The organism is Streptomyces sp. NPDC001549 (assembly GCF_042894025.1).
GTDB classification, from domain to species: domain Bacteria; phylum Actinomycetota; class Actinomycetes; order Streptomycetales; family Streptomycetaceae; genus Streptomyces; species Streptomyces kutzneri.
This window is the reverse complement of the sequence record NZ_JBIAVJ010000019.1, coordinates 31,846-48,215: the sequence shown is the minus strand read 5'-3', so window position 1 is coordinate 48,215 and position 16,370 is coordinate 31,846. Positions and strand designations below refer to the sequence as shown.

Sequence of the window (16,370 nt, the reverse complement as noted above, 5' to 3'; positions counted from 1 at the left end):
GGCAACAATGGGGGCATGAGCGACCGCCCAGCCCCCCTCGCCGATCCGCACCTCCTCTTCGACCCCGCGGCCGGCCTCCGGGACATCGTCATCCTCGGGTCCACCGGGTCCATCGGGACCCAGGCCATCGACCTCGCCCTGCGCAACCCGGACCGGTTCAACGTCACCGCGCTGTCCGCCGCCGGCGGGCGGGTGGAGCTGCTGGCCGAGCAGGCCCACCTGCTGCGGGTCACGACCGTGGCCGTCGCCCGCGAGGACGTCGTACCGGCCCTGAAAGAGGCGCTGAGCGCCCGGTACGGTGCTTCCGAGCCGCTGCCCGAGATCCTGGCCGGTCCGGACGCCGCTGCCGAACTCGCCGCCTCCGAGTGCCACACCGTCCTCAACGGCATCACCGGTTCCATCGGCCTCGCGCCGACCCTCGCCGCCCTGCGGGCGGGCCGGACCCTGGCCCTGGCCAACAAGGAGTCGCTGATCGTCGGCGGCCCGCTGGTCAAGGCCCTGGCGAAGCCCGGCCAGATCATCCCGGTGGACTCCGAGCACGCGGCGCTCTTCCAGGCGCTCGCCGCCGGCACCCGGGCCGATGTCCGCAAGCTCGTGGTGACCGCCTCCGGCGGGCCCTTCCGCGGCCGCACCCGCGCCGAGCTGGCGAGCGTGACCGTCCAGGACGCGCTCGCGCACCCCACCTGGGCCATGGGCCCGGTGATCACCGTGAACTCCGCGACCCTGGTCAACAAGGGGCTGGAGGTCATCGAGGCGCACCTGCTCTACGACATCCCCTTCGACCGCATCGAGGTCGTGGTCCATCCGCAGTCCTACGTGCACTCCATGGTGGAGTTCACCGACGGCTCCACGCTCGCCCAGGCCACCCCGCCGGACATGCGCGGCCCCATCGCGATCGGCCTCGGCTGGCCCGAGCGGATCCCGGACGCGGCCCCCGCCTTCGACTGGACCAAGGCCTCCACCTGGGAGTTCTTCCCGCTGGACACCGAGGCCTTCCCGTCGGTGGGCCTCGCCCGGCACGTGGGCACCCTCGGCGGCACCGCCCCGGCCGTGTTCAATGCGGCCAACGAGGAGTGCGTCGAAGCATTCCTGGCAGGTCGGCTGCCGTTCACAGCAATCATGGATACGGTCTCTGCCGTGGTCGATGAGCACGGGACACCTGAGTCGGGAACCTCCCTGACGGTCCAGGACGTCCTTGAAGCGGAGGCCTGGGCCAGGGCCCGGGCGCGGGAGATGGCGGCTCGGGCCGCCGTGGAGGCGCGCGCATGACACTACTGATGACGGTGCTCGGGGTCGTGGTCTTCGCGGTCGGCCTGCTGGTCTCCATCGCCTGGCACGAGCTGGGGCACCTCTCCACGGCCAAGATCTTCGGCATTCGCGTGCCGCAGTACATGGTGGGCTTCGGGCCGACCGTCTGGTCGCGGAGGAAGGGCGAGACCGAGTACGGGATCAAGGCCATCCCGATGGGCGGCTACATCCGCATGATCGGGATGTTCCCGCCCGGCGAGGACGGCAAGGTCACCGCCCGTTCCACCTCGCCGTTCCGGTCGATGATCGAGGACGCGCGCTCGGCCGCGTACGAAGAGCTCCAGCCCGGGGACGACACCCGGCTCTTCTACACGCGCAAGCCGTGGAAGCGCGTGATCGTGATGTTCGCCGGGCCGTTCATGAACCTGATCCTGGCCGTGGCGATCTTCCTCACGACCCTGATGACCTTCGGGCTCAACACCCAGACCACCTCGGTCGCCACCGTCTCGGACTGCGTCATCCAGCAGAGCGAGAAGCGCGACAAGTGCGCCCCCGGCGACCCGGCCGCCCCCGCCAAGGCCGCGGGCCTGAAGGCGGGCGACAAGATCGTCGCCTTCAACGGCCGATCGGTCGGCGACTGGTCCGCCCTGCAGAAGGACATCCGCGCCACCGTCGGCCCCGCCACGATCACGGTGGAGCGGGCCGGGCAGCGCGTGGACCTCAAGGCGAACCTGATCGAGAACAAGGTCGCCAAGACGGACGGCAGCGGCAGGTACGTCAAGGACGAGTACGTCACCGCGGGCTTCCTCGGCTTCGCCCCCGCCTCCGGCTACGTCCCGCAGTCCTTCGGCCAGTCCGTCGACCGCATGGGCGAGATGATGCAGGCCGGCGTCCAGTCGCTGGTCGAACTCCCGACCAAGGTCCCGGACCTGTGGAACGCGGCCTTCAACGGGGCGGAGCGCAAGCAGGACAGCCCGATGGGCGTCGTCGGCGCGGCGCGGGTCAGCGGTGAGATCTTCACCCTCGACATCCCCGCCCAGCACCAGCTGGTCTTCTTCCTCAACCTGCTGGCCGGCTTCAACCTCTCGCTGTTCCTGTTCAACATGCTGCCGCTGCTCCCGCTCGACGGCGGGCACATCGCCGGCGCCCTGTGGGAATCCTTCCGGCGCACCGTCGCGCGGATCTTCCGGCGCCCCGACCCCGGCCCCTTCGACGTGGCGAAGCTGATGCCCGTCGCGTACGTGGTCGCGGGTCTGTTCATCTGCTTCACCCTGCTGGTGATGGTGGCGGACGTGGTCAACCCGATCAAGATCACCTAGTTTGCGGGGGCTCTGCCCCAGGACCGCGGGAGCCGGGCACGGATCGTGCCCGGCTCCCTACGTTCGGGTGGCGCACCCCTCGGATGCACGGGCCGCGCCTTGGTTGGCGTAATCTCGAAGCCTGGAGCCCGCCGATCTCGGGACCTTGATCCACACCTTGGGGTTGCACAGCAGATGACTGCCATCTCTCTCGGAATGCCGGCCGTGCCGACGAAGCTTGCCGACCGCAGGGTCAGCCGCAAGATCCAGGTCGGTTCCGTGGCCGTCGGTGGCGACGCACAGATTTCCGTGCAGTCGATGACCACCACCCGGACCTCCGACATCGGCGCCACGCTCCAGCAGATCGCCGAGCTGACCGCCTCCGGCTGCGACATCGTCCGCGTGGCCTGCCCGACGCAGGACGACGCCGACGCCCTCGCCGTGATCGCGAAGAAGTCGAACATCCCGGTCATCGCCGACATCCACTTCCAGCCCAAGTACGTGTTCGCCGCGATCGACGCCGGCTGCGCCGCGGTCCGCGTGAACCCGGGCAACATCAAGCAGTTCGACGACAAGGTCAAGGAGATCGCGCGGGCCGCCAACGACGCGGGCACCCCGATCCGCATCGGCGTCAACGCCGGCTCCCTCGACGCCCGCCTGCTGAAGAAGTACGGCAAGGCCACCCCCGAGGCGCTGGTCGAGTCCGCGCTCTGGGAGGCCGGCCTCTTCGAGGAGCACGGCTTCAGCGACATCAAGATCTCGGTCAAGCACAACGACCCGGTCGTCATGGTCAACGCCTACCGCCAGCTCGCCGCCGCCTGCGACTACCCGCTGCACCTGGGCGTCACCGAGGCCGGCCCCGCCTTCCAGGGCACCATCAAGTCCGCCGTCGCCTTCGGTGCACTGCTCTCCGAGGGCATCGGCGACACCATCCGCGTCTCCCTCTCCGCCCCGCCGGCGGAGGAGGTCAAGGTCGGCATCCAGATCCTGGAGTCGCTGAACCTCAAGCCGCGCCGCCTGGAGATCGTCTCCTGCCCGTCCTGCGGCCGCGCCCAGGTCGACGTCTACAAGCTGGCCGAGGAGGTCACGGCGGGCCTGGAGGGCATGGAGGTCCCGCTGCGCGTCGCGGTCATGGGCTGCGTCGTCAACGGCCCGGGCGAGGCCCGTGAGGCCGACCTCGGCGTCGCCTCCGGCAACGGCAAGGGCCAGATCTTCGTGAAGGGCGAGGTCATCAAGACCGTCCCGGAGTCGAAGATCGTGGAGACCCTCATCGAAGAGGCCATGAAGATCGCGGCGCAGATGGAGGCCGACGGCATCACGAGCGGCGAGCCCACGGTCGCGATCGGCGTCTGACCCTCCGGGCTCGGCTCGCCTCCGGGGCGCCTGTTGCTGGCTCGTGCCGCCCCTTCGGCTCGCTCGACCCTGCGGGCTTCGTCAGTGGCCCCGGCACCGTTCCCGCAGCTCGGGGGCGGGCCGGGGCTCTTTCGTGACCTCGGACGCGGCATCCCCGGGCCCCGCCGGGTACAGTGCGGAGATCAGCAGACTTGCATGGTGAGGCCCCAGTGTTGACGCAGACCACCACCCGGGTCCTTGAGCCCAGTGATCTCGACGCCGCGATGGACATCCTCGGACGCGAGCCGGTCGAGAACGCCTTCGTCACCTCCCGGGTCCAGGTCGCCGGACTCGACCCCTGGCGCCTGGGCGGAGAGATGTGGGGCTGGTACGCCGACGGCGAGCTCCGCTCGCTCTGCTACGCGGGCGCCAACCTGGTCCCCGTCTGCGCCGCACCCGACGCCGTCCGCGCCTTTGCCGACCGGGCCCGCCGCACCGGCCGCCGCTGCTCCTCCATCGTGGGCCCCGCCGAGGCCACCCGGCTGCTGTGGCAGCTCCTGGAGCCCAGCTGGGGCCCGGCCCGCGAGGTCCGCTCCCATCAGCCGCTCATGGTCATCGAGCGCCCGTCCACCACGGTCGAGGCCGACCCGCAGGTCCGCCGGATCCGCAAGGACGAGATGGACCTGATCATGCCCGCCTGCGTGGCCATGTTCACCGAGGAGGTCGGCATCTCGCCGATGGCCGGTGACGGCGGGCTGCTCTACCAGGCCCGCGTCGCCGAGCTCGTCGCCAGCGGCCGTTCCTTCGCCCGCGTCGACGACGGCAAGGTCGTCTTCAAGGCCGAGATCGGCGCCGCCACCGCCCGCGCCTGCCAGATCCAGGGCGTGTGGGTGGACCCCGGGTTCCGCGGCCTCGGCCACTCGGAGACCGGGATGGCCGCCGTCGTCGAGTACGCGCTGCGCGACGTCGCTCCCGTGGTCAGCCTCTACGTGAACGATTTCAACACCGCCGCCCGGGCCGCCTACCGCCGCGTGGGCTTCCGCGAGGTCGGCGCGTTCATGAGCGTCCTCTTCTGACACCCGGTTCCGGCACCCGGCCGCACCTGATCCGAAAGGCGGGCCACGGACCCCTGCTGTGGCATTCCGGCAGCCCCGTACCGCGAAGTAAGGTCGCCGCATGCTGCCTTCCGGAGTCCGAATCGGTCCCCTCGACCTCGCCGCCCGCGTGGACGAGGCCCTGCGCGTGCAGGCCGTCGCCTTCGGCCTCAGCGAGGAGGAGGTCGGCATCCGGCGCTACATCGTCCAGCGCCACATGACCTGCCGCGGAGCCCGTGCCCTCGGGGCGTTCGCCGAGGACGGAGCGCTCACCGGATTCGTGTACGGGATGCCGAACGACCGCACCCACTGGTGGTCCACCATCGTCGAGCCCTACCTGCGGGCCGGCGGGCACGAGGACTGGCTCGACGGCTCCTTCGTCATCACCGAGCTGCACGTCCACCCCGGCTTCCAGGGCCACGGCGTCGGCCGCGCCCTCATCACCGGCATCACCGACGACGCCGCCGAGCCCCGCTCGATCCTCTCCGCCATCGACACCGAGAGCCCCGCCCGCGGCCTCTACCGGGCCCTCGGCTACACCGACCTCGCCCGCCAGGTCCACTTCCCGAGCGCGAGCCTGCCGTACGCCGTCATGGGTGCCACCCTGCCGCTGAGCAGGCCCTGAAACCGGTACCACGGGCCGCCCGGCCCCCGGTAACCTCCCGGCATGTCTACGCAATACGTGCAGCGCATGTCCCGTCTCATGGCCAAGACCCTCCGCGAGGACCCGGCCGACGCCGAAACCCTCAGCCACCGGCTCCTGGTCCGCGCCGGCTACGTCCGGCGCAGCTCGGCCGGGGTGTGGACGTGGCTGCCGCTCGGCAAGCGGGTCCTGGACAACGTCTCGCGCGTCGTCCGCGAGGAGATGGACGCGATCGGGGCCCAGGAGGTGCTGCTCCCGGCCCTGCTGCCGAAGGAGCCGTACGAGGTCAGCGGGCGCTGGTCGGAGTACGGGGACCTGCTGTTCCGGCTCAAGGACCGCAAGGGCGCGGACTACCTGCTCGGGCCGACGCACGAGGAGATCTTCACCCTCGTCGTGAAGGACCAGTGCACCTCCTACAAGGACCTGCCGGTCATGCTGTACCAGATCCAGACCAAGTACCGCGACGAGGCGCGGCCCCGGTCCGGGGTGCTGCGCGGGCGCGAGTTCCAGATGAAGGACTCGTACTCCTTCGACGTGTCCGACGAGGGGCTGGAGGAGTCCTACCGGCTCCACCGCGAGGCGTACGTCCGGATCTTCGAGCGGCTCGGCCTGGACCACCGGATCGTGTCGGCCGTGTCGGGCGCGATGGGCGGCTCGGCGTCGGAGGAGTTCCTGGCCCCGGCCGAGGCGGGCGAGGACACCTTCGTGGACTGCCCGTCCTGCGACTACGCGGCGAACACGGAGGCGGTGACCTTCGCCCTGGCTCCCGTGACCGCGGAGCACCCGGCGCTGGAGGAGGTGGACACCCCGGACACCCCGACCATCGAGACCCTGGCCGCGCACCTGGGCGTACCCGCCTCGGCGACGCTGAAGAACCTCCTGGTCAAGGTCGACGGCGAGATCACGGCCGTGGGCGTGCCGGGGGACCGGGAGGTGGACCTCGGCAAGCTGGGCGAGCATCTGGCCCCGGCGGTGGTGGAGTTGGTGACGGCCGAGGACTTCGAGGGCCGCCCGGACCTGGTACGCGGCTACGTGGGCCCGCAGGGTCTGGAGAAGGTCCGCTACCTGGCCGACCCCCGGGTCGCGCCCGGCACTTCGTGGGTGACGGGGGCCAACCGGGCGGACACGCACGCCCGGAACGTGGTCTGCGGGCGGGACTTCGAGGTCGACCGGTACCTGGACGTGGTGGTCGTGGAGCCGGGCGACCCCTGCCCGTCCTGCGGGGCGGGGCTGAAGCTCGACCGGGCCATCGAGATCGGGCACATCTTCCAGCTGGGCCGCAAGTACGCCGACGCCTTCGGGCTGGACGTCCTGGGCCGCGAGGGCAAGCCGGTCCGGGTCACGATGGGCTCGTACGGCATCGGCGTCTCGCGTGCGGTGGCGGCGCTGGCCGAACAGACCGCGGACGAACGCGGGTTGTGCTGGCCCGCGGCGGTGGCCCCGGCCGACGTCCACGTGGTGGCGGCGGGCAAGGCGGTGCCGCTCGCGTTGGCGGAGGAGGCGGCGACGGCCCTGGCCGCGGCGGGTCTGCGGGTACTGCTGGACGACCGCCCCGGCCTGTCGCCCGGCGTGAAGCTCACGGACGCGGAACTGATCGGCGTCCCGTGGATCCTGGTGGCGGGCCGCCGATCCGCCGACGGGGTGGTCGAACTCCAGCACCGCGCGTCGGGCACCCGCGAGGAACTCCCCCTGGCAGAAGCCCTGTCCCGCCTGACGTCGTAGCGCCGGCTGCGGCCCGGCTCCCGGGGCTCCGCCCCGGACCCCGCGCCTCAAACGCCGGCGAGGCCGGATCTTCCAGCCCGTCCGGCGCTTAAGGGCCGGGTCCGGGCAGGGCCCGGCTGGGGTCCCCCCGGACGGAGTCTGGGGGATGGCGAAAGGGCGGGGCGGGGAGAAGGCCCCGCGCAGCGGCTACTCGCGCAGCCCGTCCGGCTCATGCTCCGGCGGCGGCGCGTCCAGCATCAGCCCGTCCACCGAGCCGTCGAGCGCGTCCGGCGCCGGGGCTCCGTCGAGCGCGTCCGGAGCCGAGGCTGCGTCGACCTCGGCCGGCCCGGGGCCTTCGGAAGCCGGGCCGGCCGGGGCCGGTCTGTCCCGCGCAGGAGCCGCCGCAGGCGGAGGGGCCGAGCGCTCGAGGAAGCGCAGCAGCTCCACCGGGAACGGCAGCACCAGCGTGGAGTTCTTCTCGGCGGCGACCGCCACGATCGTGTGGAGCAGACGCAACTGCAACGCCGCCGGCTGCTCCGACATGACCTCCGCCGCCTCGGCGAGCTTGTGCGAGGCCTGCAGCTCCGCGTCCGCGTTGATCACGCGCGCCCGGCGCTCACGGTCCGCCTCCGCCTGGCGGGCCATCGACCGCTTCATCGTCTCCGGCAGCGAGACGTCCTTGATCTCGACCCGGTCGATCTGCACGCCCCAGCCCACCGCCGGGCTGTCGATCATCAGCTCCAGGCCCTGGTTGAGCATCTCCCGGTTCGACAGCAGATCGTCCAGGTCGGACTTTCCGATGATCGACCTGAGCGAGGTCTGCGCCATCTGCGAGACGGCGAAGCGGTAGTCCTCCACCGCCACGATCGCGCTCGCCGGGTCGACGACCTTGAAGTACACGACCGCGTCCACCCGCACCGTGACGTTGTCCCGGGTGATGCCCTCCTGCGCGGGCACCGGCAGCGTCACGATCTGCATGTTCACCTTGCGGAGCCGCTCCACGAAGGGAACGATCGTCGTGAAGCCGGGCCCGCGGACCTCCTCGCGCAGCCTGCCCAAGCGGAAGACCAGACCCCGCTCGTACTGCTTCACCACCCGGGCCGCGGCGCCCACGTAGACCACGACGCCCACACCCGTGGCGATGGCCGCTGTCAGCAGTTCTTCGACCATGACGGCCCCCTGCCGGACATACCTTCCTACCTACGGTATGCCCAAGGGAGTGTCTGATCGACCGGACGCCCCCTACAGCCAGGCGGCGAACTCCAGCAGCAGCTCGGCGTCCCTGCGGCGCCCTGCGGCCAGCGCGCGGTTGCCCGACTCCACCGCCCGGAACAGCGTCCAGCCCCGCAGCCGCTCCCGGTCCACCTCCAGCGCGTCCGCCAGCTTGTTCACCCGGCGCCGGGCTCCCGCCGCCCCCGCCGAGGAGGCCACCTGGTCCTCCAGCCGGTCCCGGACCAGCCGCGCCAGGTCGTAGGCCCGCTCGCCGACCAGCGGATCGGGGCCCACCGTCAGCCACGGAGCCCGTTCGCCCGCCAGTACCTTGCCCTGCCGGAAGTTCCCGTGCAGCAGCAGTTCCTCCGGCGGGGCCGCCACCAACTCCGCCCGCAGGGCCAGCGCGGTGTCCGCCAGGGCCCGGGTCTCCGCCGGGGCCGCCCGCAGGGCCTCCGACTGCCACTCGGTGCGCTCCGCCACCGTCTCCCACCCGTGCCCGGCCGGCGGCGTGACCCACAGCCTGCGCAGCGTGCCGCTCGCCTCCAGCAGGGCCTTCGCCTCCGGCAGCGACCGCAGCGACACCTCCGGGTGCAGCCGTTCCAGCAGCAGCGCCCCGTCGTCGTCGTGATGCCGCGTGTCGAGGACCCGTACGGCCCCGAAACCGCCCCAGTGGGCCAGCGCGGCCAGCTCGCGGTCGGGCCGGGCGTGCGGGGGTGCCAGCTTCAGTGCGGCCGGGGTCCCGTCGGCGTACGTGACGAGGACCACCAGGCTGCTGCGGCCGCCCGGGGCCTGCACCCGCCGGGCCTCCACCCCGCGCCGGGACAGCGCGGCCTCGGTGAGTCGGGGCAACTGCCCCAGCCAGTCCGTGTCCTGCGCCGATTCCGGCAGCTCGCCGAGCGCCCGTACAAGCCGCTGCGGCGGTTCGAAAGCCATGCGTGCGTGGTCCCTTTCAGCTGTGCTGGGCCCGTTGCGCCTCGTCAGCGCGTTCCGTGAGCCCAGGGAAGGCTACGCCGACACCACGCCAGCGTGCCGCGCGCACTGCCGCCGCGCTCAGGGCGTCGGCCGCCTCGCGGCGCAGCGGACCCTCCGTCGCGCGCACCAGGTCGGAGTACGCGCCGGCCACCCGGTCCTCGATCCCGGCGGCCAGCCGCTCGGCGTCGGCCGGGGTGCGCACCTCGAACGGCAGGGCGTACGCGGCCTCCGCCGGCCGGGGCGCGCCGCCCAGCTCCCGTACGGTCCGGGCGAGCGCGTCGCGCCGCGCGAGGTGGCCGCCGTACGCCTCCCGGGCCTGCTTGGCGCGGTCGCCGGCGGACCGGGCACCGATCACCCCGTAGCCGTACGCGGCCGCGTGTTCGGCGGCGAGCGCGGCCTGGGCGGCCTCCAGGGCCCGGCCGACGGGCGAGGGTTCGGGCTTCACGAGGTGGCTCCGGGGTTCGAGGTCAGCAGGTACGCGTGTACGGCGCCGCAGGCGGCCACCGAGGCCAGCAGCCGGGCCAGCTCCCCGGGGGCCCCGGCCAGGTCGATGGTCCGGGACTCGGACAGGCTCCGCTCGGCGTCCGCGAGCGCGGTCAGGGCCTCGGCGGGCGCCGGCGGCACCGGCTCGCCGCTCGCCGCGGGCGCGGGCGCGGCGGCCCCCGTACCGCCGGACCGGGACGGGGAGGGGGACGGCGGGGCCGAAGGGGTGAGGGACAGGGCCGCGGTGTGGGCGGCGACGGCGGCGCGCAGCGGAGCGAGCCGGGCGGACAGGGCCGGATGGGCGGCCGCCGTGGCGTCGTAACGTTCCAGCAGTCGCGTACTGTCACGTACGGCCGTCTCCCGCATCCGCCGTTCGAGTGGAATCGTGAGGGCGGCGTCGGTCGCACGGCCGCCGGAGCACCCGGTGAGCAGCGCGGCGCCGGCCGCACCGGCCGTACCGGCGAGCAGGCTCCTGCGCGAGGGTCTCGAAGGCAGAGTCCAGGGCACGGCGACGTCCTCCGGGTGATGACGGGGCAGATGGCGGGGCAGGGTGTGATCACGGTACCCGGGGCCCTGTCCACAGGGCGGACGGCAACACCCTCCGACACCGGATACCCTTTGACCTGACACACGACGGAAATCACAACAGCACACGCGGCCGAGGAGTCACCCGGATGAGCACCACCCAGAGCGACAGGCTGCGCGGACTGCTGGAGCCGCTCGTCGCCGCCAAGGGCCTGGACCTCGAAGAGATCGAGATGTCGCGGGCGGGCAAGCGCCGGATGCTGCGGATCATCGTGGACTCCGACGAGGGCGTGGAGCTGGACGCGTGTGCCGAGCTGAGTCGCGAGGTCTCCGACAAGCTCGACGAAACCGATGTGATGGGTGAGGACGAGTACGTCCTCGAAGTCAGCTCGCCGGGCGCCGACCGCCCGCTGACCGAGCACCGTCACTACGTACGGGCCATCGGCCGCCTCGTGAAGTTCCAGCTGTCCGCCGAGGGCGAGAAGGGTGCCGGGGAACTGGTCGCCCGGATCCTCGACGTCGACGACGAGGGCCTGGACCTCGAAGTACCGGGTGTGAAGGGCCGCAAGGCGACCGCCCGGCGCATTGCATTCACCGACATCGCCAAGGCGCGTGTCGAGATCGAGTTCAACCGCAAGGACAAGAAGGAAGAGGAGGCGTAGCCGTGGACATCGACATGAGTGCCCTGCGGGGTCTGGTCCGGGAGAAGGAGATCTCCTTCGACCTGCTCGTCGAAGCGATCGAGTCGGCCCTCCTCATCGCGTACCACCGGACCGAGGGGAGCTTCCGCCGCGCTCGCGTCGTGCTGGACCGCACCAACGGTCACGTGGTCGTGTGGGCGACGGAAGACCCGAGGGATCTCGAAGAGGGCCAGGAGCCCAAGGAGTTCGACGACACCCCGTCGGACTTCGGCCGGATCGCCGCGACGACCGCCAAGCAGGTGATCCTGCAGCGTCTGCGCGACGCCGAGGACGACCTGACCTTCGGCGAGTTCGCCGGCCGTGAGGGCGACGTCATCACCGGCGTCGTCCAGCAGGGCAAGGACCCCAAGAACGTCCTCGTCGACATCGGCAAGCTGGAGGCCATCCTGCCGGTGCAGGAGCAGGTCCCCGGCGAGGAGTACACGCACGGTCTGCGCCTGAAGGCGTACGTCGTGCGGGTGGCGAAGGGTGTCCGCGGTCCGTCCGTGACCCTCTCGCGCACCCACCCCAACCTCGTGAAGAAGCTCTTCTCGCTGGAGGTCCCGGAGATCGCCGACGGCAGCGTCGAGATCTCGGCGATCGCCCGTGAGGCCGGTCACCGCACCAAGATCGCCGTCCGGTCCACCCGTTCGGGCCTCAACCCGAAGGGCGCCTGCATCGGCCCGATGGGCAGCCGTGTGCGCAACGTCATGGCCGAACTGCACGGCGAGAAGATCGACATCGTCGACTGGTCGGACGACCCGGCGGAGATGGTCGCGAACGCGCTGTCACCCGCCCGGGTGAGCAAGGTCGAGGTCGTCGACTGGGACTCCCGGTCCGCCCGGGTGACCGTGCCGGACTACCAGCTGTCGCTGGCCATCGGCAAGGAGGGCCAGAACGCCCGCCTCGCCGCGCGGCTCACCGGCTGGCGCATCGACATCCGCCCCGACACCGAGACGGCGCCCGACGCCGACCGGGACCGGGACGGGGAATAAACCGGTACCGTCCGGGCTTGCCCGGACGGTAGACAGGGTGCACGACCGCCGCTCCGGCAGCGGATAACAAGACAACACGACAGCCGTTCGATCTTTCCCCCGCCACTTGTCGGGAGAGAGGTCGGTGCGGGGAGGTAGACTTAGGCGTGTCTGGCCGGACGCAAGCCCGCGCATGCCCCGAACGCACCTGTGTGGGGTGTCGGGAGCGAGCGGCCAAGAACGATCTGCTGCGCGTCGTGGCGGATGGGGACGCTTGCGTCCCCGATCCACGCGGTACGCGGCCGGGACGGGGTGCCTACGTGCACCCTGCCGTGGTCTGCCTCGACCAGGCGATCCGGCGACGTGCGTTCCCCCGGGCCCTTCGGTCCGCCGGAGCGCTCGACACGGAGAACCTGCGCAATGCCGTGGCCGCTGAGGCCGGGCACACCGTAATGAAGTAGTACGGCACGGATACCCCGTGCGGTCAGGTACCTCGCGAGTTGGAAGTAGGTCGAGATTGCGATGAGCACTCGATGAGTACGCGATGAGTACGCCCATGAAGTAGCGACGGTCCGGCGTAACCCGGACCTAAAAGGAGCGAAGTGGCTAAGGTCCGGGTATACGAACTCGCCAAGGAGTTCGGGGTGGAGAGCAAGGTCGTCATGGCCAAGCTCCAAGAACTCGGTGAATTCGTCCGTTCGGCGTCCTCGACGATCGAGGCGCCGGTTGTACGCAAGTTGACTGACGCACTGCAGGGGCCCGGCGGCAACGCCGGCAAGTCCGCTGCTAAGCCCGGCGCGCCCCGCAAGGCTGCGCCCGCCAAGCCCGCAGCGCCCTCCCCGGCCGCTGCGGCACGTCCCGCTGCCCCGAAGCCCGGAGCGCCGGCCCCCAAGCCGGTCGTCGCCGAGGCTCCGGCCGCAAGCACCCCGGTGACTCCGGCCGCCTCCGGCCCGCGTCCCGGCCCGAAGGCTCCGGCCGCCCCGAAGCCCGCTCCGGCGGCGCCCGTGGCGACCGAGTTCTCCGCGCCTCCGGCGGCTCCGGCCGCCCCGGCGCGCACCGAGCGTCCCGCCGCGGCTCCCGGCCCCCGTCCGGCGCAGCAGCGTCCGGCCCAGGGTCAGGGCGGCCAGGCCGGTGCCCGTCCCGGCGCTCCGCGCCCGGCCGGCGCCACTCCCGGTGCCCAGACGCAGCGTCCCTCCGGAGCCCCCGGCTCCCAGGCGCCGCGTCCGCAGGGTGCCCGTCCGGCGGGTCCCCGTCCGGGCAACAACCCCTTCACCTCCGGCGGCTCCACCGGCATGGCGCGCCCGCAGGCGCCCCGTCCGGCCGGCGCGCCCCGTCCCGGTGCCCCCGGCGCCGGCGGCGGCCAGGGTGCTCCCCGCCCGCAGGGTGGTCCCGGCGGCGCTCCGCGTCCGCAGGGTCCCGGTGCAGGTCGTCCGACCCCGGGCGGCATGCCGCGTCCGCAGGGCGGCGCCCCGCGTCCCGGTGGTGCTCCCGGTGGTAACCGTCCGAACCCGGGCATGATGCCGCAGCGTCCCGCTGCCGGTGGTCCCGGTCCCCGTCCCGGTGGCGGCCCCGGTGGCCGTGGTCCCGGTGCGGGCGGTGCCCGTCCCGGTGGCGGTGCCGGTCGTCCCGCGGGCGGCGGCTTCGCCGGTCGTCCGGCCGGTCCGGGCTCGCGTCCCGGCGGCGGTGGCGGCTTCGGCGGCCCGCGTCCCGGTGGCGGCGGCTTCGGCGGCGGTCCGGCCGGTGCCGGTGGCGGCGGTCGTCCCGGCTTCGGTGGTCGTCCCGGTGGTCCCGGTGCCCGTGGTGGCACGCAGGGCGCCTTCGGCCGTCCCGGTGGTCCGGCCCGTCGTGGTCGCAAGTCCAAGCGTCAGAGGCGCCAGGAGTACGAGGCCATGCAGGCCCCGTCCGTCGGCGGCGTGATGCTGCCGCGCGGTGGCGGCGAGACCGTGCGCCTGTCGCGCGGTGCCTCCCTCACCGACTTCGCGGAGAAGATCAACGCCAACCCGGCGTCGCTCGTCGCCGTGATGATGAACCTCGGCGAGATGGTCACTGCCACGCAGTCCGTCTCCGACGAGACGCTCGAAATGCTGGCCGGCGAGATGAACTACGTCGTCCAGATCGTCAGCCCGGAGGAAGAGGACCGCGAGCTCCTCGAGGGCTTCGACATCGAGTTCGGCGAGGACGAGGGCGGCGAGGAATACCTCATGCCGCGTCCGCCGGTCGTGACCGTCATGGGTCACGTCGACCACGGTAAGACCCGACTGCTCGACGCCATCCGCAAGACGAACGTCGTTGCGGGCGAGGCCGGCGGCATCACGCAGCACATCGGTGCGTACCAGGTCTCCACCGAGGTCAACGACGAAGAGCGTCGCATCACCTTCATCGACACCCCGGGTCACGAGGCGTTCACCGCCATGCGTGCCCGTGGTGCGAAGTCGACCGACATCGCGATCCTCGTGGTCGCGGCCAACGACGGCGTCATGCCGCAGACGATCGAGGCGCTCAACCACGCCAAGGCCGCCGGCGTCCCGATCGTCGTCGCGGTCAACAAGATCGACGTCGAAGGTGCCGACCCGGTCAAGGTGCGCGGTCAGCTCACCGAGTTCGGTCTGGTCGCCGAGGAGTACGGCGGCGACACGATGTTCGTCGACATCTCCGCCAAGCAGGGTCTGCACATCGACTCCCTGCTCGAGGCCGTCGTCCTCACCGCCGACGCCTCGCTCGACCTCCGTGCCAACCCGGAGCAGGACGCTCAGGGTATTGCGATCGAGTCCCACCTCGACCGCGGCCGCGGTGCCGTTGCCACCGTCCTCGTCCAGCGCGGTACCCTCCGCGTCGGCGACACGATGGTCGTGGGCGATGCCTACGGCCGCGTGCGCGCCATGCTCGACGACAAGGGCAACAACGTCGAGGAAGCGGGTCCGTCGACCCCCGTCCTGGTCCTGGGTCTCACCAACGTCCCCGGCGCCGGCGACAACTTCCTCGTCGTGGACGAGGACCGCACCGCCCGTCAGATCGCCGAGAAGCGTGCTGCGCGTGAGCGCAACGCCAACTTCGCCAAGCGCGTCCGTCGTGTGTCCCTCGAGGACCTCGACTCCGTGCTCAAGGCCGGTCTGGTCCAGGAACTCAACCTCATCATCAAGGGCGACGCGTCCGGTGCGGTCGAGGCTCTCGAGTCCTCGCTGCTCCAGCTCGACGTCGGTGAAGAGGTCGACATCCGGGTCCTGCACCGCGGTGTGGGTGCGGTCACCGAGTCCGACATCTCGCTGGCGATGGGCTCCGACGCCATCGTCATCGGTTACAACGTCCGTGCGGCCGGCCGTGCCGCGCAGATGGCGGACCGCGAGGGCGTCGACGTTCGCTACTACTCGGTGATCTACCAGGCCATCGAGGAGATCGAGGCGGCCCTGAAGGGTCTCCTCAAGCCGGAGTACGAAGAGGTCGAGCTCGGTACGGCGGAGGTCCGCGAGATCTTCCGCTCGTCCAAGCTGGGCAACATCGCCGGTGTCCTCATCCGGTCCGGCGAGGTCAAGCGCAACACCAAGGCGCGGCTCCTGCGCGATGGCAAGGTCATCGCGGAGAACCTCAACATCTCCGGTCTGCGCCGCTTCAAGGACGACGTCACCGAGATTCGCGAAGGCTTCGAGGGCGGTATCAACCTCGGCAGCTACAACGACATCAAGATCGACGACGTCATCGCGACGTACGAGATGCGCGAGAAGCCCCGCGCGTAAGCGCGAGGCGGTTCGCACCGTGTCGTAACTCGTAACACAGGGGCCGGTCGGCGGAATATCCGTCGATCGGCCCCGGCCGTTGCGTGTACGGTTCTGGTGACCCTGCCGAGCGACGGCCGGCAGGCCACCGAACCCGCACCGGCGGGATATCCGGAACTGCATGTACGTGGGGACTCTGTCCTTCGATCTGCTCCTCGGCGACGTTCATTCGCTGAAGGAGAAACGCTCCGTGGTCCGGCCCATCGTGGCCGAGCTCCAACGCAAGTTCTCCGTGAGCGCGGCTGAAGTGGGCGACCAGGACCTGCACCGCAGGGCCTGGATAGGGGTCGCTCTGGTGAGTGGGGACGCGGGGTTCCTCTCGGACGTACTCGACCGCTGCGAGCGGCTGGTCGCGGCACGTCCGGAAGTGGAGCTGCTGTCCGTACGACGGCGCCTCCACGGTGATGAAGACTGATAGCAAGACATAAGAAGGAGACG

Annotated in this window: 15 protein-coding genes; 11 read left to right on the top strand and 4 right to left on the bottom strand. The window is 71.5% G+C overall.

Annotated elements, in window-relative coordinates; translation table 11 throughout:
• Positions 1-15: 15 nt before the first annotated feature.
• From dxr to ACFY04_RS27485, 6 genes are all read left to right on the top strand, one after another.
• Positions 16-1,269: a 1-deoxy-D-xylulose-5-phosphate reductoisomerase gene (gene dxr, locus ACFY04_RS27510; RefSeq protein WP_389120582.1), complete on the top strand. Its 1,254-nt coding sequence runs from the start codon at positions 16-18 to the stop codon at positions 1,267-1,269.
• A complete protein-coding gene (locus tag ACFY04_RS27505) occupies positions 1,266-2,567 on the top strand; it encodes a M50 family metallopeptidase (RefSeq protein WP_389120580.1) in 1,302 nt (433 codons plus the stop codon). Before dxr ends, ACFY04_RS27505 begins: the two co-directional genes overlap by 4 nt.
• A gap of 174 nt (positions 2,568-2,741) precedes the next feature.
• Positions 2,742-3,899: a flavodoxin-dependent (E)-4-hydroxy-3-methylbut-2-enyl-diphosphate synthase gene (gene ispG / locus ACFY04_RS27500; protein WP_389120577.1), complete on the top strand. Its 1,158-nt coding sequence runs from the start codon at positions 2,742-2,744 to the stop codon at positions 3,897-3,899.
• Between the two features lie 212 nt (positions 3,900-4,111).
• The gene (locus tag ACFY04_RS27495; protein WP_389120818.1) at positions 4,112-4,954 is read left to right on the top strand and encodes a GNAT family N-acetyltransferase; all 843 of its coding nucleotides are present in this window, start codon (positions 4,112-4,114) and stop codon (positions 4,952-4,954) included.
• Between the two features lie 100 nt (positions 4,955-5,054).
• Positions 5,055-5,597, top strand: coding sequence for an N-acetyltransferase (locus ACFY04_RS27490; protein ID WP_301366104.1), 543 nt, complete (start codon positions 5,055-5,057; stop codon positions 5,595-5,597).
• Between the two features lie 42 nt (positions 5,598-5,639).
• The gene (locus ACFY04_RS27485) at positions 5,640-7,337 is read left to right on the top strand and encodes a proline--tRNA ligase (RefSeq protein WP_389120575.1); all 1,698 of its coding nucleotides are present in this window, start codon (positions 5,640-5,642) and stop codon (positions 7,335-7,337) included.
• A gap of 186 nt (positions 7,338-7,523) precedes the next feature.
• On the opposite strand, the gene ACFY04_RS27480 is transcribed toward ACFY04_RS27485, so the two are convergent.
• From ACFY04_RS27480 to ACFY04_RS27465, 4 genes are all read right to left on the bottom strand, one after another.
• Positions 7,524-8,486, bottom strand: a complete 963-nt coding sequence (locus tag ACFY04_RS27480) for a slipin family protein (protein WP_389120572.1) — start codon at positions 8,484-8,486, stop codon at positions 7,524-7,526.
• Between the two features lie 72 nt (positions 8,487-8,558).
• Positions 8,559-9,461: an aminoglycoside phosphotransferase family protein gene (locus ACFY04_RS27475; protein WP_389120571.1), complete on the bottom strand. Its 903-nt coding sequence runs from the start codon at positions 9,459-9,461 to the stop codon at positions 8,559-8,561.
• Between the two features lie 16 nt (positions 9,462-9,477).
• Positions 9,478-9,945 (bottom strand): ferritin-like domain-containing protein, encoded by a 468-nt coding sequence (locus ACFY04_RS27470; RefSeq protein ID WP_389120569.1) that lies wholly within the window; start codon positions 9,943-9,945, stop codon positions 9,478-9,480.
• Positions 9,942-10,490 carry a hypothetical protein gene (locus ACFY04_RS27465; RefSeq protein ID WP_389120566.1) on the bottom strand — a complete coding sequence of 183 codons (549 nt, stop codon included), beginning with the start codon at positions 10,488-10,490 and terminating at the stop codon, positions 9,942-9,944. Before ACFY04_RS27465 ends, ACFY04_RS27470 begins: the two co-directional genes overlap by 4 nt.
• 167 nt (positions 10,491-10,657) lie before the next feature.
• Here ACFY04_RS27465 and rimP point away from each other — a divergent pair, with 167 nt between their 5' ends.
• The 5 genes from rimP (at position 10,658) to ACFY04_RS27440 (ending at position 16,347) form a co-directional block, all read left to right on the top strand.
• Positions 10,658-11,170: a ribosome maturation factor RimP gene (rimP, locus tag ACFY04_RS27460; RefSeq protein WP_030012496.1), complete on the top strand. Its 513-nt coding sequence runs from the start codon at positions 10,658-10,660 to the stop codon at positions 11,168-11,170.
• Positions 11,171-11,172: 2 nt separating this feature from the next.
• Entirely contained in the window at positions 11,173-12,183 is a 1,011-nt protein-coding gene (gene nusA / locus ACFY04_RS27455) for a transcription termination factor NusA (protein WP_189973235.1), read from the top strand.
• A gap of 146 nt (positions 12,184-12,329) precedes the next feature.
• Positions 12,330-12,623: a YlxR family protein gene (locus ACFY04_RS27450; protein ID WP_389120562.1), complete on the top strand. Its 294-nt coding sequence runs from the start codon at positions 12,330-12,332 to the stop codon at positions 12,621-12,623.
• Between the two features lie 141 nt (positions 12,624-12,764).
• Positions 12,765-15,893 (top strand): translation initiation factor IF-2, encoded by a 3,129-nt coding sequence (gene infB, locus ACFY04_RS27445; RefSeq protein WP_389120561.1) that lies wholly within the window; start codon positions 12,765-12,767, stop codon positions 15,891-15,893.
• Positions 15,894-16,053: 160 nt separating this feature from the next.
• Positions 16,054-16,347: a DUF503 domain-containing protein gene (locus ACFY04_RS27440; RefSeq protein ID WP_389120560.1), complete on the top strand. Its 294-nt coding sequence runs from the start codon at positions 16,054-16,056 to the stop codon at positions 16,345-16,347.
• Positions 16,348-16,370 lie beyond the last annotated feature (23 nt).